Origin of the sequence: uncultured Maribacter sp., from assembly GCF_947500405.1 — a bacterium.
In the GTDB taxonomy this organism is placed as follows: domain Bacteria; phylum Bacteroidota; class Bacteroidia; order Flavobacteriales; family Flavobacteriaceae; genus Maribacter_B.
In genome coordinates this window covers 419,653-442,353 of record NZ_CANMRY010000002.1, presented here as the reverse complement: position 1 = coordinate 442,353, position 22,701 = coordinate 419,653, and the positions used below count along the sequence as shown (strand labels likewise).

Below are 22,701 nucleotides of genomic sequence, written 5' to 3'. Positions count from 1 at the left end.
CGCATACAAGCACTGAAGCTCAAAGTGCTTTAATATTGCTTTATTTTAAGTTTTTGCTTCAAGAAGTACTTTTTTTAATTGTTGTACTATATTTTCTAATTCTTCTAAATTATAAGAGGCAAATCCAAACCGCATTCCGTTATGACCAGAATTTGTTGGATCGTAATTTTTCCAATCTGTAATTATCAATTTCTGTTTTTTAGAAATTTCTGAAATTTGCTTCCAGGAATATTTTTTATCTAAAAGAATCCAAATTGCCATACCACCTTTAGGAATTTCAAAATTTATAAATTCAGAAACTTCTTCTTTTAATCGTTTGCAGAAATAATCTCTTCGCTCTTTGTAAATTTTTAAAATCTTATTTGTGTGTCTATTTAAATCTCCATTAGAAATAAATCTGGCAAATGTCATTTCTAAAATTGCATCTCCTTGCCTATCCATATATTTTCTTCTAGTAGCCGCTTCATCAATAACATCTTTTGTAGCAATCATATAACCAACTCTAAAAACTGGCGCCACACTTTTACAGATAGAACCTAAGTAAATTACATTTCCATTGGTATCATGGCTGGCTAATGGTAGTATTGGGGAATGGCTGTAATGAAAATCATAATCATAATCATCTTCTAAAATTGCAAAGTTGTATTTCTTAGCTAGTTGTAAAATAGCAACCCTGCGTTCTGCAGATAGTGTTACTGTTGTAGGATGGTGGTGGTGCGATGTTATGTAAATTCCTTTAACCGTATTTTGTGAACATAGTTTTTCTAGAGATTTTATACACAATCCGTCCGAATCTACTTTTACTCTTTTTAATTTAGCTCCTTGGTGCAAAAAAGTTCTATCTGAAGAAATATAATTGGTTTCTCCAACTACAATGCAATCGTTTGGTTTAATAATTAATTGCGCCGCCAAGTATATTCCCATTTGGCTTCCTCTTGTAATTAGTACATTGTTTTTTGTAATTTTTAAGCCTCTTGTTTCATTTAAGTATTTTGCAATATTATTTCTTAAATCCTTGTTTCCGTGTGCAGTACCATAATTAATAAACTGTAAGGTATTTTTTTTAGCTACAATATTTCTATAAATTATAGCAAGTTCTTTTAGTGGAGCTAATCTTGTATCTGGGACGCCATCATTTATATAAATAAAAGTATTGGCAGTTTTTTCTTCATGTGCTATTAGGTGCTCATTCCTATAAAAAGAAAAGCCAGCTTTTCCAGTTTTAGTAGCTTCTTTATTTTGTAAAAAATCTTTTTGAGTAATAATTGGAACTTTAGAATTCACATAAGTTCCTTTTTGTGGCAATGTAGTTATCCAACCTTGTAGTTGCAGTTCTTCATAGGATGCAAGAACCGTTTTTCTATGAATGTCTAATAATTCTGATAATTTTCTAGAACTAGGCAATTTTGCTCCAGAAATTAATGTGCCATCTTTTATTAAGCCAATAAATGCATTGGTTAATTGCAAATATATAGCAGTACCTTTTTCTTTATTTATTTGAATGATAGATTTGTATGGAATCATCTGGACTATTATCTATTTTAAAACTGGATTATTTAAGTAGTCCATTAATGTATTAATTTTATTTTAGAATTAAGATTTCTAATTAAAAAAACATTCCATGCTACAAATTAGACCCACATGTGAAAATTGTAATAAAAAGTTACCTCCAGATAGTACAGAAGCTATGATTTGTAGTTATGAATGTACTTTTTGTACCGATTGTGTAGAACATATTCTTTATAATGTATGTCCTAATTGTGGAGGAGGTTTTGCACATAGACCAGTAAGACCTAAAGAAGAATTACTAAAGAATAAAGCAAGTAATAAAGTGGTTTACAAACCTATAAAAATGAATGACTTTAAACTTTTATTAGATAAACAAAAGAGTATAGAACCACAAAAAAGATAAGTATGGCAGATTATAAAATTACAGACTTAAACAAAGTAAAGAGAGGCTCTAATAGAGCAACGTACGATATTACTACAATAAATTCTATTATAGATGCGGGTTTTATAGCCCACGTTAGTTATATATATCAAGGAAAGGCAATTAGTATTCCTATGGCATATGTTCGTTTAGAAAATAAGATATATATACATGGTTCATTAAAAAATAGAATGTTATTGGCTATTCTAGAAGCAAAAGAAGCTAGTTTAACCATAATGCATTTAGACGGATTAGTATTGGCGCGTTCTGGCTTTCATCATTCTGTAAATTACAGGTCTGCTACCATATTTGGAGCTGTAACCTCTATTGATGATGACGATCAAAAAACAACTATTTTAAAGGCTATAGTTAACCAAATGGTACCAGACCGATGGGATAGTTTAAGACCAATGACTCATAAAGAAAGAAACGCAACTTTAGTTTTAGAAGTTAGTATGGATACAGCTTCTGCAAAGATTAGAGATGTTGGTGTAGTGGATGAAAAAGTAGATGAAGACCTACCAATATGGGCTGGTGTTGTGCCGGTAAAACAGGTAGCTTTACCTCCAATATCGGATGATAAGCTTTCGGATGAGACTAAAATTCCAGTTCATGTTTTGGAGTATTATGAAAAAAACAAATTGTAATAAAAAACCCGTTTGGAAAATCTTCCAAACGGGTTTCTATTTTTTATGGAAATTCTTATGAATTATCAGATGTAGAAGGCCCCTTTTTCTTATTTACAATTCCTTTCTTAGCATTTTGTTCTTTCATTGCCTCCCCAATTTGGTTAGACGCCGTAAAAGATGCAATCATATTATTTAGCATATCGCTTCCAGCCTGTGGCGAGTTTGGTAATAATATTAAGTTAGAATTGGTTTCTTCTCCAATAGATTGCAAGGTATCATAATGTTGCGTAACAACAATAAGAGCAGATGCTTCTTGAGAGTTGATACCAACGTTATTTAATACATCTACAGATTCTTCTAATCCACGAGCAATTTCTCTACGTTGGTCTGCAATACCTTGTCCTTGTAAACGCTTGCTTTCTGCTTCTGCTTTTGCTTTTTCTACAATAAGAATACGAGCAGCATCCCCCTCAAACTGAGCGGCAATTTTTTCTCTTTCAGATGCATTAATACGATTCATAGCTTCTTTTACCTGTGCATCTGGATCAATATCGGTTACTAAGGTTTTAATAATTGTAAAACCATAATTAGTCATTGCTTCTTGTAATTCTGATTTCACCGCAATAGCAATATCATCTTTCTTTACAAAAACATCATCTAATTTCATTTTTGGAACTTCGGCACGTACCACATCAAAAACATAAGAAGTAATTTGATCGTGAGGATATTCTAATTTATAAAAAGCATCATATACTTTATCTTTATGTATAACGTATTGCACAGATACCTTTAGTTTGGTAAAAACATCATCAAGTGTTTTAGTTTCTACAATTACATCTAATTGTTGAATTTTTAAACTTACTCGTCCGGCAATACGTTGTACAATTGGAATTTTAAATTGTAATCCAGATTGGCGAATGTTACTAAATTTACCGAAGCTTTCTATAATTACTGCGGTTTGTTGTTTTACTATAAATATCCCAGAAAATATAATTACTGCGACTAATACTAGAATGGGTATTAATGTTAAATTCATGGTTGTGTGGTTTTAAGTTAAAAAATCAATTTACAAACTCTTTCACTAATTTGTAGGTAAAATACTCCTTTTGTTACATTTTTCTCTTTTAAAGAGTATTAATTGCTTTTTTAATTCTTGCAATGGTTTGTTCTTTTCCTATCATTTCTAGTATGTCAAAAATATGTGGGCCCTTCATATCGCCAACAATAACAAGACGTAATGGAGGCATAACTTTACCAAAAGAAAGTTCTTTATCTGTAATCCACTTTTTTACAATAGTTTCTACATTGCCAGAATTAAAATCTTCTATTGGGCTTATTACAGAAATTACTTCTTTCATAATATCTGGTGTGCCTTCTTTCCATTGTTTTTTTACAGCTTTTTCTGGATAGGAGGTAGGAGCAACAAAAAAGTAATTGCTTAAATCCCAAAAATCTTTTACAAAAACAGCACGTTCTTTAATTAAAGAAACTACTTTTTCTGTCCATTCATCATTATATTCTTGTGAAGGAATCTGTTTTTCGGCAAGTATTATTTTAAATAACGAGGCCAATTCTGCATCCTTCTTATTTTGTAAATATTGCTGATTGTACCACTTTGTTTTATCTGGATCAAAACGTGCTCCAGATTTGTTTACACGTTCTAAACTAAATTCTTTTACTAATTCTTCTAAGCTAAATATTTCTTGCTCGGTTCCAGGATTCCATCCTAATAATGCTAAAAAGTTTACTACGGCTTCTGAAAAGTATCCTTCTTCTTTATATCCTATAGATTCATTCCAAGACAATGGGAATACAGGAAAACCTAATTTTTCCCCATCACGTTTGCTTAGTTTTCCTTTACCAACAGGTTTCATAATAAGTGGTAAATGTGCAAAAGTAGGAGCAGACCAACCAAAAGCGTCATACAATTGTTGGTGTAAAGCTAAAGAAGGTAACCATTCTTCACCACGAATAACATGGCTAATTTCCATTAAGTGGTCGTCTACAATATTTGCTAAATGGTACGTGGGCATACCATCGCTCTTATAAAGAACTTTATCATCTAACACATTGGTATCTATAGTGATTGTTCCACGAATAACGTCTTGTAAAATTAGAGTTTCGTTTTCTGGTGTTTTAAATCGTATAACATAAGCATCCCCATTATCTAATTTTTTTTTGGTTTCTTCTTTAGTTAACGTAAGAGAATTATCTAATTTTAATCTATTATGCCAATTATATATAAAGGTTTTCCCTTTTTCTTCGTGGTCTTTTCTATGCGCATTTAAACTATCGGCAGTATCAAAAGCATAATAGGCCATGCCTTTTTCTATAAGCTCATCGGCATATTTTTTGTACAAATGTTTACGTTCGCTTTGTCTGTAAGGACCAAAAGCACCTTCTTTACCTGGGCCTTCATCAAAAGAAAGTCCGCACCAGTTTAGTGCGTCAACAATATAGTTTTCTGCACCTTCTACATATCTATTTTGGTCTGTATCTTCTATTCTAAGAATAAAATCTCCGCCATTTTTTTTTGCAAATAAATAATTAAATAAAGCAGTACGTACACCGCCAATATGTAAAGGTCCGGTAGGACTAGGTGCAAAACGTACACGAACTTTGTTATGAGCCATTATTTTCTAATTTTTAAGGTGTAAAGATAGGTTTAACGGCCTTAAACCCCAAAGCCCTTTTTTTGTAACTTTGGTATAAATTTATTTGTATTGCACAGTTACCAAGATGTACTATTTAAAATAAACCTCTTTATTCGTAAGTATTATACTAATATGCTTATTAAAGGGGCTTTGCTTTTTATAGCATTTGGTTTTCTTTTTTTAATTGCAGTATTAGGAGTAGAGTATTTTCTTTGGCTTAATTCTACAGGCAGACTCTTATTATTTGTATTAGGAATAAGTATTATTACATACCTTCTAATTACATATTTATGTATTCCATTATTCTATTTATTTAAATTAAAAAAAGGATTATCTAACAAAGAGGCAGCTGTAATTATTGGTAAACATTTTCCAGAAGTAGGAGATAAGCTCTATAATCTTTTAGATTTAGATGAAGACCCAAATAAGTCGGAATTATTATTGGCAAGTATAGAACAAAGAAGTAAAAATTTACAACCAATTCCTTTTGTAAATGCCGTTACCTTTAAAGACGGATTAAAGTATATAAAGTATGCTGCAATTCCTCTAGTTATAATTTTAATTATTGGTTTAACAGGAAATCTAAAATCGTACTTTGATTCTTATAAAAGAGTTGTTAATTATGATTTGGCATATGAGCCACCCGCACCTTTTTCTTTTCACTTGTTATCTACAAATTTAACCGTTTTAGAGAACCAAGATTTTACTTTAAAATTAAATGTTGTTGGCAAAATAAGACCAGATGAAGTTTATATTATTGTAGATGGTAAAGAAATGTTATTGCACGAAAATAATGGGGAATATGAATATACTTTCAATGCGCCTTTAGTTTCTACTAATTTCTATTTTAAGGGGAATGAAGTTACATCTAAAACGTATTCACTTATTGCATTAAAAACGCCGAGTATTGAAAATTTTAAAATGATTTTAGACTATCCAAACTATACCGGACTGTCTAATGCTATTATTGAGAGTACGGGCAATGCAAGTTTTCCGGAAGGCACAAAAGTAAGTTGGAATATTATTGGGAAAAACACCGATGCTATTCATATGAATACAAAAGATTCTATCTATACTTTTCTAAAAAACAAGAACAGGCATACCCTTTCGGAACGTATTTATAAGGACAGGGAATATACACTTACTACCTCTAATAAGAATGTCTCTAATTTTGAACAAATTAATTTTACTTTTAAAGTTGTAAAAGATGCTAGTCCTACTATTTCAGTTAATCAGGTAATAGACAGCTTAAATCCTAATATTTCTTATTTTGTTGGTAATGCCACAGATGATTATAAGTTAAAAGAACTTAGGGTGGTTTGTTTTGAAAAAAGTCAACCAAAAGCATCGCAAAGTATTGTTTTAGAGCAACTTAACACTAATTACAATCAATTTTATTATACGTTTCCTTCTGGCTTTTCTTTAGCGAAAGGTAAAGAGTATAATCTTTACTTTGAAGTAACAGATAATGATGCCTTGCACCATGGTAAAACAACAAAAAGCGAAGTATTTAATTTTGGTCTATTAGATGATAATCAATTAAAAAATAAAGAATTAGAGTCTCAAAAATCATTGATTAATAATTTGGATAAGTCCTTAGAAAAGGCCAAGGAGCAGAAGCAAAGTCTTAAAGAAATTAACAACAATCAAAAAGAAAAAGAAAACCTTAACTATAACGAAAAAAAGAATATTCAAGATTTTCTTGAAAAACAACAAGAGCAAGAATCTTTAATGCAAAAATTTAGTAAAGAACTTAAAGACAATTTGGATAAGCAAGACAAAAATTCTGAAAAAAGTAAGTTATTACAAGAGCGTTTAGAGAGACAAGAATTACAAGCTAAGAAAAACCAAAAATTATTGGAAGACTTAAAAAAGGTTGCCGATAAAATTAATAAAGAAGACTTATCTAAAAAATTAGAAGATGTTGCTAAAAAACAAAAAAATAGTGAACGTAATTTGGAGCAATTACTAGAGCTTACAAAACGATACTATGTTACCGAAAAACTAAATCAACTCTCTAAAGACTTAAAAGAACTTTCGGAAAAGCAAGAAGAATTATCTACTAAAAATAAAGAGGAAAAAGCTTTACAAGAACAATTAAAATTAAATAAAGAGTTCCAAGAAATATCTAAAGATATGGAAGAACTTCATAAGGATAATCAGGATTTAAAAAAACCATTAGATTTAAATACTAATCCTGAAAAGCAAAGTGCAATTAAGGAAGACCAGAATGCTGCTAAAGAATCTTTAGAAGAAAAAAACAAAAAATTTTCTCCAGAGAGTAAAGAAAGCGAAATAAAAAATGCGAGTTCTAAGCAAAAGTCTGCTGCCCAAAAAATGAAAGAATTAAGTGAATCTATGGAAGAGAGTTCTAGTGCTTCTAGTGATTCTACTTCGGTAGCTGAAGATGCAGAAATGTTACGTCAAATCTTAGATAATCTAATTACATTCTCTTTTAAACAAGAAGCACTTTATAATAAAATGAATGTACAAGATGATGGTCAAAATGTTTTTGATACTAACATTAAAGAACAACAACAGCTAAGACTTTTATTTGAACATGTAGATGATAGCCTTTTTGCACTTTCTTTGCGGAGAGAAGAATTATCAGAATTTGTTAATGAACAAATTACTGAGGTTTATTATAATGTAGACAAGGCCTTAGAAAATGTAGCTGATGGTCGTTTATATCAAGGTGCATCTAATCAAAAATATGTTATAACAGCTGCCAATAGTTTATCTGATTTTCTCGCTAGTATTTTGGATAATATGCAACAAAGTATGCAAATGGGAAAAGGAGAAGGGGATAGTCAACAAGGTTTTCAGTTACCTGATATTATTAAATCTCAAGGCGATTTAAAGGAGAAAATGGATGGTAGTGGTAAACCAGGACAGGGCCAATCTGGTGGTAAATCTGGTGAAGGTAAGAGTGGCGCTAATGGTGAAAAAGGAAAAGGTAAAGAAGGAAATAAATCCGGTAGCGAAAATGGTCCTGGTTCTAAAAAAGGTGCATCTGGATCTAATGGTAAGGATGGTAAGGGAGTAGGCAAAAAAGGAATAAATGGGGAAGGTAATGGTACATCTAGTGGTGAAGGATTAAGTGAGTCAGAATTAAAAGAAATTTATGAAATTTACAAAACACAACAAACTATACGTAAAGCTTTAGAAGAACAACTTTCTAATATGATAAAAGAAAGTGATAAGGAACTTGCTAAAAAGTTGATTAAACAAATGCAAGAATTTGAGAATGACTTATTGGAGAATGGTATTACCAAGCGTACAACCACTAAATCTAATGTTATTCAATACGAACTTCTTAAGTTAGAAAATGCTGCTTTAAAAAAGGGAAAGAAAGAAGAAAGAGAGAGTAATAGTAATAAAAATACTTTTACGAATCCAATACTTACTAAGCCCTCATTATTAGAGGATTATCATAATGAAACCGAAATATTAAATAAACAAAGCTTACCTTTGCGCCACATTTTTAAAAACCGTGTAAAATTGTACTTTAAATCTAATGATTAATTTTCACTATGAGACAGATTTTAATACTCTTAACCAAGCACATTATAGTACTTGGATTAATGCTATATTAGAATCTGAAGGTTTTACTGTAAGTACATTAGATTATATTTTTTGTGATGATAATTATTTACTTAAAATTAATCAGGATTATTTAGACCATGATACCTTTACAGATATAATTACTTTTGATTATACTGTTGGCAAAATTATTGGAGGAGACATTTTTATTTCTATAGAACGAGTAAAAGAAAATGCTTCTAAATTTGGTGTGCAATTCCACAATGAACTACATCGTGTTATGGCGCACGGAGTTCTTCATTTAATTGGATATAAAGATAAAACTAAAGAGGAATCTTTAGTTATGATAAATAAAGAAGAGGAAAAAATTAAAATGTTCCACGTGGAACAATAAGGATATGTTTGGAGAAATATATGATGTTATCGTTGTAGGAGGTGGTCATGCTGGAGCAGAAGCAGCTGCTGCAGCTGCCAATATGGGTTCTAAAACTTTATTGGCAACAATGAACTTAGAGACCATTGGACAAATGTCTTGTAATCCTGCCATGGGCGGAATTGCAAAGGGACAAATTGTTCGTGAGATTGATGCACTTGGAGGATATAGTGGAATTATTACAGATAAGTCTGCTATACAATTTAAGATGCTAAATAAATCTAAAGGACCTGCAATGTGGAGCCCACGTGCACAAAGTGACCGTAGACGTTTTTCCGAGGAGTGGCGTTTAATGTTAGAGCGCACACCTAATGTAGATTTTTACCAAGAAATGATTTCTGGTTTACTTATAGAAAACAATAAAGTTGTTGGTGTAAAGACGTCTTTAGGAATTGAGATTAAAAGTAAATCTGTTGTATTAACTAATGGAACTTTTTTAAACGGACTTATCCATATCGGAGAAAAACAATTCGGTGGTGGTAGAGCAGGAGAGAAAGCTGCAACTGGTATTACAGAACAATTAGTTGGTATTGGTTTTGAAAGTGGACGTATGAAAACAGGAACACCTCCCAGAGTAGATGGTAGATCGTTAGATTATTCTAGAATGATTGTACAACCTGGTGATGTAAGACCCGAAAAATTCTCTTATTTAGATACTGCTTTTCTTGAAACGCAAAGAGATTGTCATATGACCCACACTTCTGAAATGGTTCATGATTTATTGCGTGAAGGTTTTGATAGATCTCCTATGTTTAACGGAAGAATTAAAAGCCTTGGGCCTCGTTATTGTCCTTCTATAGAAGATAAGATTAATAGATTTGCGGATAAGAATAGCCATCAAATATTCGTAGAACCTGAAGGTTGGGACACTGTAGAGGTTTATGTAAATGGTTTTTCTACATCATTGCCAGAAGATGTTCAATTTAAAGCATTGCGTTCTGTGGTTGGTTTTGAAAAAGTAAAATTCTTTAGGCCAGGATATGCTATAGAATATGATTATTTTCCACCTACACAATTGCAACATACATTAGAGACAAAGCTTATTGAGAATTTATATTTTGCAGGTCAAATTAATGGAACTACTGGTTATGAAGAAGCAGCATCACAAGGTTTAATGGCTGGTATAAATGCCCACTTAAAGATTAACGAAATAGACCCTTTTATTCTAAAAAGGGATGAAGCTTATATAGGAGTTTTAATAGATGATTTAATTACGAAAGGAACAGAGGAGCCATATCGTATGTTTACCTCTCGTGCAGAATATAGAACATTATTACGTCAAGACAATGCAGATTTACGTTTAACACCTTTAGGTTTTAAACTTGGTATTGCCAAAGAAGAACGTCTTATTAAGATGGAAGAGAAGGAAGCTAAATCTAATATGTTTGTAGATTTCTTTAAAAACACTAGTGTTGTTCCAGAAGATATTAATCCAATTTTGGAGAATATAAATTCTGCTTTAGTTAAGCAATCTGATAAAATGTTTAAAGTATTTTCTAGACCTAAAGTTAAGATGGAAGATATGCTTAAGCTAGATAAAGTTTCTTCATTTGTAGAAGAACACAATCTTAATAGAGAAGTTTTAGAGCAAACAGAAGTACAAGTAAAATATGCAGGATATATTGCTAAGGAAAAAAATAATGCAGACAAACTTCAACGTTTAGAAAATGTAAAAATCCCTGCTAATTTTGACTATACCAAACTAAAGTCTTTATCTTATGAAGCAAGAGAAAAGCTTACGGCTATACAACCTGTAACTATTTCTCAGGCATCAAGAATTAGCGGAATTAAACCCAGTGACATTAGCGTGCTTTTAGTATTTATGGGAAGATGACGCAAGGCCTTTTTTATAACCAAAAGAAGTCTTTAACAGTATTAATTCTTGGGTATATTTTATTAGTTGTTTTAATCTCTTTATTAGTTACAAATTCTGGACCCTTAAACCAACATATTGTTCTTTGCATTATTACTTCTTTGCTTATTGGATATTCTATTTCTTATGAGGTTTCTAAAGATTTCGTAATATTTAAGCATTTAAAAATATTTGGGTTCACCATTTTTAAGTCTAAAATACATTTTCCTTTTCCAGACTATTTAATAGTTTTTTCTGCTAAACATAAGCAAGGAGCAGAGTGGGGTTCTGTTGCTGCTATTGGAAAAGAACGAGGTGGTGATAATTATGTTATTAGATTTTTTAAAGGAAATAAACATTTTACTATTTATCGTACTAATTCTTTAGAAGATGCTAAAGAAAAGGCTAGTGAATTATCTGTTTTCCTTAACGTAGAAATTCGTGGTAAAAAGTAAATTGTTCCACGTGGAACAATTTTAAGAGTTATTTTTTGGCGTAGTTTTTGATGCGTAAAAGCAACTAATTAAAGCCATTAAAAAATGAAGAAACTTCTATATGTTTTTGCTTCTGTTGCCTTCCTTACTTCTTGCGTTCCTATTCGTATTGCACCAAGCATTTCTGATTACAATGTTACTAAAGGAAAAAAGTTTAAACGAAGTTTGTCTAAAAGGCAAATGTTTATTTTTGAGGATCCAAAAGAAGCAAATGATTTTTACAATTATGTGAATACTAAATATGATTTACAACATATAGATGTGTACGATAATGTTCCTTTTAAAATTAATGAAGAACAATATTTCTTTTCTTTTTATGAAGTAAAGATTCCGGATAAAGCAATTAATTTTTTTCCTTTTGTAACTAGCGTTTTATTCAATGCTGCAATTGGCAATTTTGAGGACGCAGAGATTGAAGACCCAACTATGGACAGAAAAGATAATTGGTATTTGGCTATTGAAGTGTATAGCGATTTAGAAAAAGATTGTTTAGAGATAAATTCACTTTCTAGAGAAGTTGTTTTAAAGTATCTTCGTACTTTGAAAAAAGAATATTTGTCTACGCACAATTACAATGAAATTGTATTTAAAAACTAAAGATTTTTTAATAACAGGAGAGGAGTTTCAACTAGAATATAATTCTGATTTAGATATGTTGGTGACTAAACCCCAACCAGAAAATTTAGATTTGTATTACGAGAGTGATGCTTATATTTCACATTCCGATGCTTCTGTTTCTTTTTTAGATAAGATTTACCAAATTGTAAAGAAGTATAGCATTCAAAAAAAAGTTTCACTAATTAATTCCTATGCGGTTTCTAATAAAAATGTATTAGATGTTGGAGCAGGAACAGGAGATTTTTTATTAGGAGCAAAAAATGCAGGTTGGCAAGTTTGTGGAATGGAACCAAATACAACTGCAATTACAAAAGCACTGGAAAAAGGAATTATACTGTATCCAGATTTTTCGCAACTACAAAATAAGAAATTTAATGTTATTACCCTTTGGCATGTTTTAGAACATCTTCCAAATTTAGACGACCAAATTCAAAACTTGAAGAACTTGCTTATAGAAAATGGAACCCTAATTATAGCAGTTCCTAACTATAAATCTTTTGATGCAAAATGGTATAAAGAAAATTGGGCAGCTTATGATGTGCCAAGACACCTTTGGCATTTTTCAAGAACATCTATTTCTAAATTATTTAAGAAGCATAACATGGAAGTTGTAAAAACAAAACCCATGTGGTTCGATTCTTTTTATGTTTCTATCTTATCCGAAGAACACCAACCTGGAAGTAAAAATATTTTTAGAGCATTTATAGTAGGTTTGTGGTCCAATATCCGTGCGCTGTTCAATAAAGAATGTTCTTCTGTAATTTATATCCTTAAAAAGTCTTAATTCTTGTTTTAAGCGTTTTTAAGAGCTTTTTGCAGTAGGGAATTTATAATCTAATTACTTTTTTTAGAAGCAGCGCTGAGCTTATTCTATTACATCAAAATAGTATAATATATATTTATGATAAATGCATGAATTAATAGATTTTCGTTATACACTAAATTAGTGAGGAATTTTGAAGTGTTGGTGTGCAATTTTAACAAATATGAGTATAAAGGCTTTCAATTTAAAAAGCTTTGTTATTTTAGCGCAGCAGAAAAATAATTTCGGCAATAAGAAATATTAAACAGAACAAAATGAAAAAGATTTTATTAGTATTAGCTGTATTAGGAATGGCTTCTTGTCAGCAAGAGAAGATAGGTTATGTAGATAACGTAAAGCTAATGGATGAATACCAAGAAAAAATGGATGTAGAAGCTAAGTTTAAGGCAAAATTAGAAGCTTTAGCAAAAAAGAGAGATAGTATTTCTCAAGCTTTTCAACTAGAAGCTCAGGCTTTTCAAATAAAAGCACAAAAAATGTCTCAGAAAAAAGCGCAAGAGGAGTATGGCTTAATGCAACAAAAAGGGCAAGTAATGGGACAACAATTACAACAAGAAGACCAACAACTACAAGCTGCTGGACAAGTAGAGATGGATAGCATTGTAAGCAAAGTAAAAAAACAAATTAAAGCTTTTGGTAAAGCACAAGGATACACATACATCTTAGGCGGTGGCGATGGTGGTAGCGTTCTTTACGGTACAGATGCTAATAATTTAACAGATAAAGTTGTTAAAATCTTAAATGATAATTACAAGAAGTAAGTAAACTTATTTTACGTTATAAAAAATCCCGCTAATTTTTAATTAGCGGGATTTTTTTGTGTATTACATCTAAAACTCAAAAAAAGAGGGAAAAAACTTAGGGAAATTACCGTATTTTAGTAAAAAATACAACTATGTCCATTAAACTAGATAGGCTTAAATTTTTTTTGCAGGGTGAAGTCAGTACAGCTCAAATTTTTTCTGAAGGAAGAAATTCTCAAAGGTATAGTCCTTTTAATTCTTTGGACTACATATTAGAAAATAGGTTAAATGAAAAAAGTGTAGAACTTTCTATTCTTTTACAAGAAGTAGCCCAAGAAGAGTTTAAAAAACAAAACCCATCGCCTGAAGATCCAGATTTTTCAAAATATGTAAGATATTCATATACAAATATGGAATATAAAGAGGTTTTTGTAGGAAATAAATGGATATTAGTACCTATAGATACCTGTGTAGATTTTAGATCTACAACGATAGGAAATGTAAGAGGTTTTATAGTAAATATTAATTATGGTAAAGATTTTGCTACTTTTTCATCTACAGAGAGATTAAGAACTTTTAACCAAAGCCAATGTACTGGAGAGCAGTTAAAAGTAGAACAACAAAAAAATCCTTATTCTGTTAGAGACGAACAATTTAATTGGCAAAGAGCAGGGCAAAAAGCTTATGGAAAAATAGAAAAACACGTTACCACTTTAGATGATGTTGGCTATATGTATGGGAGATTACCAAAAGAGTTTAAACGTACCTATGCCTATAAAATATCTAAAGCTGCTAAAAAAGTAGGAAAACCAGCAAAGGCAGGTAAAATTTTTCAAGGGGGAGAAAAATTGGCACGAAAAGCAAAAGTACTTGGGCCTATTGGAAATGTACTTACAACTGGCAATATATTTTATGAAGTTGTTTCAAATACTTGGGACGCTCATACGGTTGTAGATGGAGTTTTACTAGTAGTTGCAATTGGGGCGACTACATTTGGTGCACCAATGGTATTAACGGGTATTGCTATTTATGGAATACTAGATTATGCTTTTGATATTAGTGAAACTATAGATCGGCATTTTGGTAGAGATTCTGGTCTATGGGATGAAAAACCAATAAGTTCTTTTCCTTTAGATAATAAACCACTTTTAAAATTATAATTTAGGTAGTAGAATGATGAAATTTTTATTTAAGGGTTTATTAATGGGAAATTACTGTTTTGCACGTCGCTGGGTAAATAAAAAGATGCCCTATCAGATTATACCTGCTACAGTTCATATTTTCACTTCACCTTTTGCATTTATTTCAGCTGGTATTTATGCAATTATTTTAGATAAGCTAACTTTTAAATTTGAAAGTTATTTACCAATTTTTATTTTTTTGGTAATAGTTATGTTAGGAGTTTCTTATCCTACAGAATATTATGCAAAAAAAGCTATTTATCAGTGGGGTTTAGAAAAGGAGTATAAAAGTTTAAGTAAAGGACAAAAAACTATTAAAATGCTTTTTGCTTTTTGCTTTTTTTGGTTTGGTTTTGCCATTTTCTTTTATCTAACAATTAAATATGTAGAGGGATATTTAATAAACGTATGAAATTTTTATTTAAGGGTTTATTAATGGGAAATTACTGTTTTGCTCGTCGTTGGGTAAATAGGAAAATGCGTTATAACATTATTCCAGCAACACTTCTTACATTTATTTCACCTTTTGTTTTTGTAGTAGCAGGTTTGTACTTTACATTTATAGGTTTATTATCGTATAAATTTGAAAGTAAGTTACCAATTTTTATATTTATAGGTGTTGTTGGCTTAGGCTTTTCTTACCCTGTAGAATACTATGCAAAAAAAGCTATTTATCAGTGGGGTTTAGAAAAGGAGTATAAAAGTTTAAGTAAAGGGCAAAAAAGGAGTAAAAGGATATTTGCTTTTATTTTCTTTTGGACTGGCTTAATAATTTTCTTTTATTTAGGAACAAAGTATTATGCGAATTATACTAATAGATAAATAGTTTTTTTAAGTAAAATTTATTTATCTAGATATAATCAGTTATGAAATTTTTATTTAAGGATTTATTAATGGGAAATTATTGTTTTGCTCGTCGTTGGGTAAATAAGAAAATGCTCTATAATATAATACTCCGTAGCTCGAGTGTCACGGTCGTTCCGAGTATTTTTATCATTTTCTGATTGTAAGTTATGTCGTAAAAATTAATTCAAATTTCTTACATTTGAAATACCACTTAAGAGGAAAGGAGATTAATAAATATAGGGTAACAGCGTGGTCATACGAGTTAAAGAATTTTTATGATGCTTAAATGAGTTGTATACCATATCGCTTGGTCTCCCTCATAAGATTTAACTTAATTTAATAGACCCGAGCAGACAATCATGTCACTCGGGTTTTTTTTAGAATATGAAAACATCAATAATATACAGTCTTACTGAAAATTTTGAATCCCAAGCAAGAACCACGTCTGATGGTGTAGAATTTTGGATGGCAAGAGATTTACAGCACCTTTTAAGTTATAAAGAATGGAGAAATTTTAATCTAACCATAAATAAGGGAAAAACAGCTTGTGAGGTTTCGGGAGAGCATATAGATGACCATTTTGTTGACGTCAACAAAATGGTTACAATAGGTTCAGGAGCGGAGAAAGAAATTCAAGATATTATGTTAACAAGATATGCTTGTTATCTAATAGCTCAAAATGGTGACCCTAGAAAAGAAACTATTGCTTTTGCCCAACGTTATTTTGCTATTCAAACAAGAAAAGCAGAGCTTATAGAAAAGAAAATTCTTGAGCATGAGAGAGTACAGGCTAGAGAAAAATTAAAATCTACTGAAAAAGAATTATCTCAAGTAATATTTGAACAAACAGGGGGGAATAAAAATTTTGCATTAATAAGAAGTAAAGGAGATGCTGCATTGTTTGGAAAAACAACCCAACAGATGAAAGATAGGTGGGGTATAAAAAATAAGCCTTTGGCAGACTTTATGCCTACAATACTTTTAAAGGCTAAAGATTTTGCCACGGAGATTACCATATTTAATGCTAAAGAAAAAAGCATGAAGACAGAAGGGCAAATTTCTAAGGAGCATACTACCAATAATAAATCTGTAAGAAGTACTTTAATCTCAAGAGGTATTAAACCTGAAAATTTAGCACCAGAAGAGGATATTAGTAAGATTGATAGACGCTTAAAAAGTGATGAGAAGAAGAGTATTAAAAATCCAAAAAAATTAAAATAACTTTTTAAATTATCCCTGCAACAAAAACACCAAGAATATGGCTGGCATAAAGTAAATAGCTATAGTTCTTGCGCCATCATAATCTTTGGCAACACGTTGTCCAAAAAGAAGCATTAAGAGCACTAGACAAGATAATATAGCTCCATACATAGCCATGATGGAAACTCCATCACTACATAATTGGTATATGCCAAGAATACACAAAACACCAGCAATAATTTCTGTAATTAAAATTATTGCAACCATTGCAGGAACTATATTTTTAAGAGGCGTTTCTGCAAAGTGCCCTTTTAACCAAGAAACGTTACCACTCCAATCGGCAATTTTATCGTATCCACTTTGTAAAAAAGTAATGATTAAAAATAGAAGAATAAGAATTTCGGTAGCGTTGGTAAGTAATGGTTCCATAGTTATAGTTTAGTTAGGCTGCTTTTGCGTGTAGTAGTCTGGTTAATCGTATAGAAAGGTCTGTTAATATTAGTTTAGAATTGCCGTTACGTTCTATATGGTAAATAGCAGTTTCTAATTCTTTTACAATATTTACAATATTATTTTCATGTATAAAGGGCGCAAACTTTTTAAGCTGAAACCCCTCGGATTCTATATGCATATAAGCAAGCTCTTCGGCATTAAAGTTAATAAGCATAGCTTGGCGCATTACTGCCATGCAGTAGAGTAAAAACTTTTTTTGTGTTTCTCTACCAGTTTTAGCAACCTCTTCGCTCCACAAAATTAAATCATGGATAGCAGCTTTATTTCCTTTAGCTTTAAAAGCACTACGTACCCATTGTACAAACCATTTTTCAAAAACTAAATCTTCAGAATCTTTATTTAATAAATCTAACGCTTTATTAAAATTACCATCGGCTTCATGAGCAAGACGTAATGCTTCTTCTCTATTTGCTCCTTTTTCAATAAGGGCATTGGCAATAGCATCTTCTGCAAGCGGAGGAAAATGTAGTATTTGGCATCTAGATTTTATAGTTTGTAGTATTTGCTCTTCATCCTCAGCAAGTAAAAGAAAAACCGTTTTATTAGGTGGTTCCTCAATAAGTTTTAAAAGTTTATTGGCTGCAGAAACATTCATTTTTTCGGCCATCCAAATAAGCATCACCTTATAACCACCTTCGTAAGATTTTAAGGCTAATTTTTTAACAACATCTAGTGCTTCATCAACCCCAATTTGTCCCTGTTTTTTTTCAATATCAATTAATCTATACCAATCAAATAAATTACCATAAGGTTGTTCGGTTATAAATTGTCGCCACTCTTGCATATAATGGTTACTTACCGCATGGCTTTTTACTTTGTCTGAGTTAGCAACCGGAAAAACAAAATGCATATCTGGATGCGCATAAGAATCGAACTTTGTATTGCAGGAACTATTGGCTCCATTATTTTCTTCATTGGTGTTTCCACAAATAATATATTGGGCATAGGCTAATGCCATAGGCAGTAAACCACACCCTTCCGGCCCTACAAATAGTTGCGCATGTGGTATTCTACCAGCATCGGCACTTGTTGCTAAATGTTTTTTAATATGGGAAAGCCCTAAAATTTGACTAAATAACATAAGCTCAAAGATAGCTTTTTTGGTCTATTCTTTAATTATAACGTTATAGTAGATTTATTAAGCCTTATACTTTAGCTAAAGGCCAGAAATCTTTACCTTTACCATTCAAGAAAGCATATTTAGAAGTGTTTAATGATAAGTTAAACCGAATTAAAAACAAACACACAGCAATAGATGAAAGTAATTAACGATTTTAATTTTGAAAACAAAAAAGCACTAATACGTGTAGATTTTAATGTGCCTTTAGATGAAGATTTTAATGTGGCGGATGCAACAAGGATAGAAGCTGCAAAACCTACAATTATTAAAGTTTTAGAAGATGGTGGTAGCGCTGTTCTTATGAGTCACTTAGGAAGACCAAAAGGATCACGTAATGCCGATATGTCTTTAAAGCATATTTGTGATAAAGTTTCTGAAATTTTAGGTGTTGCTGTAAAATTTGTAGAGGACTGCGTTGGGGAAGCTGCAGAAAAAGCAGTTGCAGAATTAAAAAGCGGAGAAATTTTATTGTTAGAAAACTTACGTTTTTATAGTGAAGAAACTAATGGAGATGTTGCTTTTGCTGAACAACTTTCTAAATTAGGAGACATTTATATTAACGATGCTTTTGGAACAGCACATAGAGCACATGCTTCTACAACTGTTGTTGCTCAGTTTTTTCCAGAAAATAAATGTTTTGGACTTTTACTTGCTAAAGAAATAGAGTCTATAGAAAAAGTTATGCAAACAGGAGAAAAACCAGTTTTAGCAATTTTAGGAGGAGCCAAAGTTTCTTCTAAAATAACAATTATAGAAAACATATTGGATAAGGTAGACCACCTTATTGTTGGTGGTGGAATGACCTATACTTTTGTAAAAGCACAAGGAGGTAAAGTAGGAGATTCTATTTGTGAGGATGATAAAATGGAATTAGCTTTAGAAATTCTTAAGCAAGCAAAAGAAAAAGGAGTAGAAATACATATTCCTGTAGATGTATTAGCTGCAGATGATTTTAGTAATGAAGCCAATACACAAGTGGTAGATGTAAACGAAATTCCTGACGGATGGCAAGGTTTAGATGCAGGTCCTAAAACATTAGAAAACTTTAAAGAGGTTATTTTAAAGTCTAAAACTATTCTTTGGAATGGTCCAATAGGTGTTTTTGAAATGGAGTCTTTTGCCAAAGGAACTATTGCATTAGGAAATTATATTGATGAGTCTACACAAAATGGAGCTTTTTCTCTTGTTGGTGGTGGTGATTCTGTTGCTGCAGTAAAACAATTTGGCTTCCAAGATAAAGTAAGCTATGTATCTACAGGCGGAGGCGCAATGTTAGAGAGTTTAGAAGGAAAAACGTTACCAGGAATTGCTGCTATATTAGCATAGTAGGTACGTTATCGACAAACGGTAATAAATTAAAAATCGCACATTTTAAGAGAGAAAATTTTATTCTCCCAGAAAAATGTGCGATTTTCGTTAGTCCCGAAATTAAATAACGTACTATGAATTTTTTAAAAAAGCGTTTTCATTATAGTATTTCGCTATTCCTTTTTGCGTTTCCACTACTTGCACAAGAAGAAGATACTACGCCACAAAACGAAGTAAAAATTATTGAGTCTAAGGATATTCCTTTAGATACCTTGGCGTTACCATTATTAAAAAAAGAACCTGTTGCTATTACAGACCCTACTGCGGTTATAAAAGATAATCCGTTAACTCTTACTGTAAAAGAAAATACATCAGCTAAGTACGATTTAAAAGACCATGAACATGCTGCAAAGTACGATAGTTTGTGGATGAAAGAACTTTTAGAAACTAACGTTCTGTTTGAGGATATATATGCCGAAATAGAAAATTTAGATTTGGATACAACCTTTGAATCTGAAATTAACACCGATTCTTTAAAAGTAAGACTAGAACGTTTAAACCAAAAAACGCCATTTAATATAACCTACAACCCATCTTTAGAAAGCGTAATTAAATCTTTTTTAAGCAGAAAAAGAGGTTTAATGGAACGAATGCTAACGGTTAGCCAATTTTACTTTCCGCTTTTTGAACAACAATTAGACAATTATGATATTCCTTTAGAAATGAAATATTTGGCTATTGTAGAATCTGCATTAAACCCTAGAGCAAGGTCTAGAGTAGGAGCAACAGGGTTGTGGCAATTTATGTACGGTACTGGTAAAATGTATAACCTAGATGTAAGTAGTTATGTAGATGAACGTAGCGATCCTATAAAAGCAACGGAAGCAGCCTGTAAATATTTAGGAAGACTGTATGATATTTTTGATGATTGGGATTTAGCATTAGCAGCCTATAATTCTGGTCCAGGGAATGTAAATAAAGCAATTAGAAGGTCTGGAGGACAAAAAAATTACTGGAATATAAGAAGAAACCTTCCTAGAGAAACCGCAGGTTATGTGCCAGCATTTATAGCAACCATGTATTTGTTTGAGTATGCAGATGAATATGGTTTAAAAGCAAAAGAAGTAGACCGTAATTATTTTATCACAGATACCATACATGTAAAAAGCCTAATAACCTTTAAACAAATATCGGAACTAGTTGGTGTTGATGTCGAGGAACTAAAACTTTTAAATCCGTCATACAAATTAGACGTTATTCCTTATGTAGATGGTAAGAATTATGCATTGCGTTTACCAGTTGCTGCTATGGGTAAGTTTGTGGCAAATGAAGCTGCTATATATGCCCATGTAGAAAAAGAATTAAAGAGTAAAGAAAGCCCTTTACCACAATTAGTAAAAGCGCAAGACCAAATACGTTACAAAGTTCGTAGCGGAGATTATTTAGGAAAAATAGCAAGTAGGTATGGAGTAGGAGTTAGCCAAATTAAACGCTGGAATGGTTTACGAAGTAATAATTTACGAATAGGACAAAGGCTTACTATTTTTACAAGAAACCCATCTACTACTACTTCTAAGAAAACAGTAGCAAAAACTACTAAAAAAGTGGTGATTCCGCCAGAAGCAAAGGTGCATACGGTACAAAGTGGAGACTCCCTCTGGACTATTTCAAAAAAGTATCCTGGAATTAGTATAGAGAATTTACGAGAATGGAACGGTATTAGCGGTAAGAACTTAAAACCAGGAACAAAGCTTAAATTATGTGCTTGTCCATCATAAAAAATATACCATGAAAAAGAAATTAAGGGTGTTTTCTGTGCTGCTTTTTGTAGCAGTGCTTTTTGGCTGTAAAGAAACCAATAAAAAGAGTTATTTACCAGAGTCTATCGGAGCAATAAATAACCTTACGGTTGTTATAGAAAACGACTTATGGAAAGGAGAAGTAGGAGACAAAATTAGAGAACATTTTGCGGCACCCGTTGTTGGCCTTACTTGGGATGAACCTTTATTTAATATAACCAACGTTCCCGCTAGTGTATTTTCTGGCGCTCTAAGAAATACAAGAGCAGTATTATATGTTCAAAAAGACACGTTAAATATTGCACATATAAAAACAGATATGTATGCTAGACCTCAGAAAATAGGTGTTATAAAAGGACATAACAATAAAGAAATAATTGCCAATATAGACAAAAAAGCTACCGAAATAATTGCAGCATTTAAAAAGCAAGAAATTGATGAAGCGCAAAAAAGATTTTTACGCTCTTTAAACAAAGAAAAAGCTTTAGAAAACCAGTTTAATATTAGTCTAAACATACCTTCTATTTATAAGGTAGGAAGAGAAGTAGATAATTTTGTGTGGATAGACCATCAAATTCCAAAAGGAACAGTAAATGTAATAGCCTATGCAGTGCCTGCAAACAGTTTTAAAACAGATTCTACCTTAGTAAAGAATATAGTGCGTATGAGAGATTCTATTGGAGAGAAATATATTCCAGGACCAGATGTAGAAGGCAAAATTACACACATGCGTACAGAGCCAGCCTTTTCTCCAAATATTTTCCCTGCAGAAATAAGCGGAATGAAGGCTATAGAAGTGCGTGGTATTTGGGATATAAAAAACTATCCTATGGCAGGACCTTTTATAACTTATATTATTGATGATACTAAAAACAATAGAAAATTAGTATTAGAAGGTTTTACGTTTGCACCAGCAACAGAAAAGAGAGATTATATGTTTCAGTTAGAAGCAATCTTAAAAACACTTAAGATTAATGTAAAAGAAGGCGAAAAATAGACCTTTTAAGGCACTGTT

General features: G+C 31.6%; 21 protein-coding genes. 16 read left to right on the top strand and 5 right to left on the bottom strand.

All coding sequences use genetic code 11. The annotated features are described in order from the left end of the window. Positions 1-45 precede the first annotated feature (45 nt). A complete protein-coding gene (locus Q0945_RS04160; RefSeq protein ID WP_299431071.1) occupies positions 46-1,524 on the bottom strand; it encodes a PLP-dependent aminotransferase family protein in 1,479 nt (492 codons plus the stop codon). 97 nt (positions 1,525-1,621) lie between these two features. Between Q0945_RS04160 and Q0945_RS04155 the strand changes: the two genes are divergently transcribed. Together Q0945_RS04155 and Q0945_RS04150 are read left to right on the top strand one after the other, a co-directional pair. Continuing rightward, positions 1,622-1,912: a DUF1272 domain-containing protein gene (locus Q0945_RS04155; protein ID WP_299431069.1), complete on the top strand. Its 291-nt coding sequence runs from the start codon at positions 1,622-1,624 to the stop codon at positions 1,910-1,912. 2 nt (positions 1,913-1,914) lie between these two features. After that, positions 1,915-2,577, top strand: a complete 663-nt coding sequence (locus tag Q0945_RS04150; protein WP_299431067.1) for a pyridoxamine 5'-phosphate oxidase family protein — start codon at positions 1,915-1,917, stop codon at positions 2,575-2,577. 55 nt (positions 2,578-2,632) lie between these two features. Here the strand turns inward: Q0945_RS04150 and Q0945_RS04145 are convergent, their stop codons facing one another. Continuing rightward, a complete protein-coding gene (locus Q0945_RS04145) occupies positions 2,633-3,595 on the bottom strand; it encodes an SPFH domain-containing protein (RefSeq protein WP_299431065.1) in 963 nt (320 codons plus the stop codon). Positions 3,596-3,683: 88 nt separating this feature from the next. Next, a complete protein-coding gene (gene gltX, locus Q0945_RS04140) occupies positions 3,684-5,192 on the bottom strand; it encodes a glutamate--tRNA ligase (RefSeq protein ID WP_299431063.1) in 1,509 nt (502 codons plus the stop codon). A gap of 153 nt (positions 5,193-5,345) precedes the next feature. Here gltX and Q0945_RS04135 point away from each other — a divergent pair, with 153 nt between their 5' ends. The 11 genes from Q0945_RS04135 (at position 5,346) to dinD (ending at position 16,967) form a co-directional block, all read left to right on the top strand. Further along, positions 5,346-8,738 (top strand): DUF4175 family protein, encoded by a 3,393-nt coding sequence (locus tag Q0945_RS04135; RefSeq protein ID WP_299431061.1) that lies wholly within the window; start codon positions 5,346-5,348, stop codon positions 8,736-8,738. Further along, on the top strand, positions 8,731-9,150 hold the full coding sequence (gene ybeY, locus Q0945_RS04130) for an rRNA maturation RNase YbeY (RefSeq protein ID WP_299431059.1): 420 nt from the start codon (positions 8,731-8,733) through the stop codon (positions 9,148-9,150). The genes Q0945_RS04135 and ybeY overlap by 8 nt, the downstream gene beginning before the upstream one ends. A gap of 4 nt (positions 9,151-9,154) precedes the next feature. Further along, entirely contained in the window at positions 9,155-11,023 is a 1,869-nt protein-coding gene (gene mnmG / locus Q0945_RS04125; RefSeq protein WP_299431057.1) for a tRNA uridine-5-carboxymethylaminomethyl(34) synthesis enzyme MnmG, read from the top strand. Beyond that, the gene (locus tag Q0945_RS04120; RefSeq protein ID WP_299431055.1) at positions 11,020-11,496 is read left to right on the top strand and encodes a hypothetical protein; all 477 of its coding nucleotides are present in this window, start codon (positions 11,020-11,022) and stop codon (positions 11,494-11,496) included. The genes mnmG and Q0945_RS04120 overlap by 4 nt, the downstream gene beginning before the upstream one ends. 84 nt (positions 11,497-11,580) lie before the next feature. Next, positions 11,581-12,132, top strand: coding sequence for a hypothetical protein (locus Q0945_RS04115; protein ID WP_299431053.1), 552 nt, complete (start codon positions 11,581-11,583; stop codon positions 12,130-12,132). Continuing rightward, positions 12,110-12,937, top strand: coding sequence for a class I SAM-dependent methyltransferase (locus Q0945_RS04110; protein WP_299431051.1), 828 nt, complete (start codon positions 12,110-12,112; stop codon positions 12,935-12,937). Before Q0945_RS04115 ends, Q0945_RS04110 begins: the two co-directional genes overlap by 23 nt. A 293-nt stretch (positions 12,938-13,230) precedes the next feature. Continuing rightward, positions 13,231-13,737, top strand: coding sequence for an OmpH family outer membrane protein (locus Q0945_RS04105; RefSeq protein WP_299431049.1), 507 nt, complete (start codon positions 13,231-13,233; stop codon positions 13,735-13,737). Positions 13,738-13,871: 134 nt separating this feature from the next. Then, positions 13,872-14,879 (top strand): hypothetical protein, encoded by a 1,008-nt coding sequence (locus Q0945_RS04100; RefSeq protein WP_299431047.1) that lies wholly within the window; start codon positions 13,872-13,874, stop codon positions 14,877-14,879. Between the two features lie 13 nt (positions 14,880-14,892). Further along, complete coding sequence (locus tag Q0945_RS04095) at positions 14,893-15,312, top strand: hypothetical protein (RefSeq protein ID WP_299431045.1); 420 nt, start codon at positions 14,893-14,895, stop codon at positions 15,310-15,312. After that, on the top strand, positions 15,309-15,722 hold the full coding sequence (locus Q0945_RS04090) for a hypothetical protein (protein ID WP_299431043.1): 414 nt from the start codon (positions 15,309-15,311) through the stop codon (positions 15,720-15,722). Before Q0945_RS04095 ends, Q0945_RS04090 begins: the two co-directional genes overlap by 4 nt. Before the next feature lie 408 nt (positions 15,723-16,130). Continuing rightward, the gene (dinD, locus tag Q0945_RS04085) at positions 16,131-16,967 is read left to right on the top strand and encodes a DNA damage-inducible protein D (protein ID WP_299431041.1); all 837 of its coding nucleotides are present in this window, start codon (positions 16,131-16,133) and stop codon (positions 16,965-16,967) included. Positions 16,968-16,976: 9 nt separating this feature from the next. Here dinD and Q0945_RS04080 read toward each other — a convergent pair whose 3' ends face one another. Together Q0945_RS04080 and holB are read right to left on the bottom strand one after the other, a co-directional pair. Continuing rightward, positions 16,977-17,375 (bottom strand): DoxX family membrane protein, encoded by a 399-nt coding sequence (locus tag Q0945_RS04080; RefSeq protein WP_299431039.1) that lies wholly within the window; start codon positions 17,373-17,375, stop codon positions 16,977-16,979. Between the two features lie 13 nt (positions 17,376-17,388). Continuing rightward, positions 17,389-18,540 carry a DNA polymerase III subunit delta' gene (holB, locus tag Q0945_RS04075; RefSeq protein WP_299431037.1) on the bottom strand — a complete coding sequence of 384 codons (1,152 nt, stop codon included), beginning with the start codon at positions 18,538-18,540 and terminating at the stop codon, positions 17,389-17,391. 174 nt (positions 18,541-18,714) lie between these two features. Here holB and Q0945_RS04070 point away from each other — a divergent pair, with 174 nt between their 5' ends. The 3 genes from Q0945_RS04070 to Q0945_RS04060 all read left to right on the top strand — a co-directional run bounded on the left by Q0945_RS04070 (position 18,715) and on the right by Q0945_RS04060 (position 22,683). Then, complete coding sequence (locus tag Q0945_RS04070; RefSeq protein ID WP_299431035.1) at positions 18,715-19,905, top strand: phosphoglycerate kinase; 1,191 nt, start codon at positions 18,715-18,717, stop codon at positions 19,903-19,905. Positions 19,906-20,021: 116 nt separating this feature from the next. Further along, positions 20,022-21,665: a LysM peptidoglycan-binding domain-containing protein gene (locus Q0945_RS04065; protein ID WP_299431033.1), complete on the top strand. Its 1,644-nt coding sequence runs from the start codon at positions 20,022-20,024 to the stop codon at positions 21,663-21,665. A gap of 10 nt (positions 21,666-21,675) precedes the next feature. Next, positions 21,676-22,683, top strand: a complete 1,008-nt coding sequence (locus Q0945_RS04060) for a DUF4837 family protein (RefSeq protein ID WP_299431031.1) — start codon at positions 21,676-21,678, stop codon at positions 22,681-22,683. Positions 22,684-22,701: the final 18 nt, after the last annotated feature.

What these genes read in the sequence shown, in the direction of transcription:
- Q0945_RS04080 (WP_299431039.1), bottom strand. Translation starts at nt 17,375, where the DNA reads ATGGAACCATTACTTACCAACGCTACCGAAATTCTTATTCTTCTATTT.
- Q0945_RS04155 (WP_299431069.1), top strand. Translation starts at nt 1,622, where the DNA reads ATGCTACAAATTAGACCCACATGTGAAAATTGTAATAAAAAGTTACCT.
- holB (WP_299431037.1), bottom strand. Translation starts at nt 18,540, where the DNA reads ATGTTATTTAGTCAAATTTTAGGGCTTTCCCATATTAAAAAACATTTA.
- Q0945_RS04105 (WP_299431049.1), top strand. Translation starts at nt 13,231, where the DNA reads ATGAAAAAGATTTTATTAGTATTAGCTGTATTAGGAATGGCTTCTTGT.
- Q0945_RS04150 (WP_299431067.1), top strand. Translation starts at nt 1,915, where the DNA reads ATGGCAGATTATAAAATTACAGACTTAAACAAAGTAAAGAGAGGCTCT.
- Q0945_RS04145 (WP_299431065.1), bottom strand. Translation starts at nt 3,595, where the DNA reads ATGAATTTAACATTAATACCCATTCTAGTATTAGTCGCAGTAATTATA.
- Q0945_RS04160 (WP_299431071.1), bottom strand. Translation starts at nt 1,524, where the DNA reads ATGATTCCATACAAATCTATCATTCAAATAAATAAAGAAAAAGGTACT.
- Q0945_RS04120 (WP_299431055.1), top strand. Translation starts at nt 11,020, where the DNA reads ATGACGCAAGGCCTTTTTTATAACCAAAAGAAGTCTTTAACAGTATTA.
- Q0945_RS04090 (WP_299431043.1), top strand. Translation starts at nt 15,309, where the DNA reads ATGAAATTTTTATTTAAGGGTTTATTAATGGGAAATTACTGTTTTGCT.
- Q0945_RS04135 (WP_299431061.1), top strand. Translation starts at nt 5,346, where the DNA reads ATGCTTATTAAAGGGGCTTTGCTTTTTATAGCATTTGGTTTTCTTTTT.
- Q0945_RS04095 (WP_299431045.1), top strand. Translation starts at nt 14,893, where the DNA reads ATGATGAAATTTTTATTTAAGGGTTTATTAATGGGAAATTACTGTTTT.
- mnmG (WP_299431057.1), top strand. Translation starts at nt 9,155, where the DNA reads ATGTTTGGAGAAATATATGATGTTATCGTTGTAGGAGGTGGTCATGCT.
- Q0945_RS04110 (WP_299431051.1), top strand. Translation starts at nt 12,110, where the DNA reads ATGAAATTGTATTTAAAAACTAAAGATTTTTTAATAACAGGAGAGGAG.
- Q0945_RS04070 (WP_299431035.1), top strand. Translation starts at nt 18,715, where the DNA reads ATGAAAGTAATTAACGATTTTAATTTTGAAAACAAAAAAGCACTAATA.
- ybeY (WP_299431059.1), top strand. Translation starts at nt 8,731, where the DNA reads ATGATTAATTTTCACTATGAGACAGATTTTAATACTCTTAACCAAGCA.
- Q0945_RS04115 (WP_299431053.1), top strand. Translation starts at nt 11,581, where the DNA reads ATGAAGAAACTTCTATATGTTTTTGCTTCTGTTGCCTTCCTTACTTCT.
- Q0945_RS04060 (WP_299431031.1), top strand. Translation starts at nt 21,676, where the DNA reads ATGAAAAAGAAATTAAGGGTGTTTTCTGTGCTGCTTTTTGTAGCAGTG.
- Q0945_RS04065 (WP_299431033.1), top strand. Translation starts at nt 20,022, where the DNA reads ATGAATTTTTTAAAAAAGCGTTTTCATTATAGTATTTCGCTATTCCTT.
- gltX (WP_299431063.1), bottom strand. Translation starts at nt 5,192, where the DNA reads ATGGCTCATAACAAAGTTCGTGTACGTTTTGCACCTAGTCCTACCGGA.
- dinD (WP_299431041.1), top strand. Translation starts at nt 16,131, where the DNA reads ATGAAAACATCAATAATATACAGTCTTACTGAAAATTTTGAATCCCAA.
- Q0945_RS04100 (WP_299431047.1), top strand. Translation starts at nt 13,872, where the DNA reads ATGTCCATTAAACTAGATAGGCTTAAATTTTTTTTGCAGGGTGAAGTC.